The organism is Staphylococcus kloosii (genome assembly GCF_032139365.1).
GTDB lineage: Bacteria > Bacillota > Bacilli > Staphylococcales > Staphylococcaceae > Staphylococcus > Staphylococcus kloosii_A.
The window spans coordinates 1-477 of the sequence record NZ_JAVTDB010000072.1 but is presented as its reverse complement, the minus strand read 5'-3'; the positions used below and the strand labels follow the sequence as shown (position 1 = coordinate 477).

Annotated in this window: 5 tRNA genes; all 5 read left to right on the top strand. The window is 53.9% G+C overall.

Annotated features, from left to right (window positions below):
* Nucleotides 1–7: 7 nt before the first annotated feature.
* The 5 genes from RPL90_RS09825 (at nt 8) to RPL90_RS09805 (ending at nt 422) form a co-directional block, all read left to right on the top strand.
* Nucleotides 8–82, top strand: a tRNA-Asn gene (locus RPL90_RS09825).
* 3 nt (nt 83–85) lie between these two features.
* A tRNA-Glu gene (locus tag RPL90_RS09820) sits at nt 86–157 on the top strand.
* Nucleotides 158–166: 9 nt separating this feature from the next.
* Nucleotides 167–242 (top strand) — tRNA-Val (locus RPL90_RS09815).
* A gap of 17 nt (nt 243–259) precedes the next feature.
* Nucleotides 260–343: transfer RNA gene (locus RPL90_RS09810), tRNA-Tyr, on the top strand.
* Nucleotides 344–347: 4 nt separating this feature from the next.
* A tRNA-Gln gene (locus RPL90_RS09805) sits at nt 348–422 on the top strand.
* The last annotated feature ends 55 nt before the right edge of the window (nt 423–477 follow it).

The following is a 477-nucleotide window of genomic DNA, read 5'->3' as shown; positions in this document are numbered from 1 at the left end:
TTATTATTCCACAGTAGCTCAGTGGTAGAGCTATCGGCTGTTAACCGATCGGTCGTAGGTTCGAGTCCTACCTGTGGAGCCATATGGCCCCGTGGTCAAGCGGTTAAGACACCGCCCTTTCACGGCGGTAACACGGGTTCGAGTCCCGTCGGGGTCATTACATATCGGAGAATTAGCTCAGCTGGGAGAGCATCTGCCTTACAAGCAGAGGGTCGGCGGTTCGAACCCGTCATTCTCCACCATTTATTTTAATAAGCGCGGAGGGGTAGCGAAGTGGCTAAACGCGGCGGACTGTAAATCCGCTCCTTCGGGTTCGGCAGTTCGAATCTGCCCCCCTCCACCATTGTTGGGCTATAGCCAAGCGGTAAGGCAACGGACTTTGACTCCGTCACGCGCTGGTTCGAATCCAGCTAGCCCAGCCATTTTGAGCCATTAGCTCAGTTGGTAGAGCATCTGACTTTTAATCAGAGGGTCAGA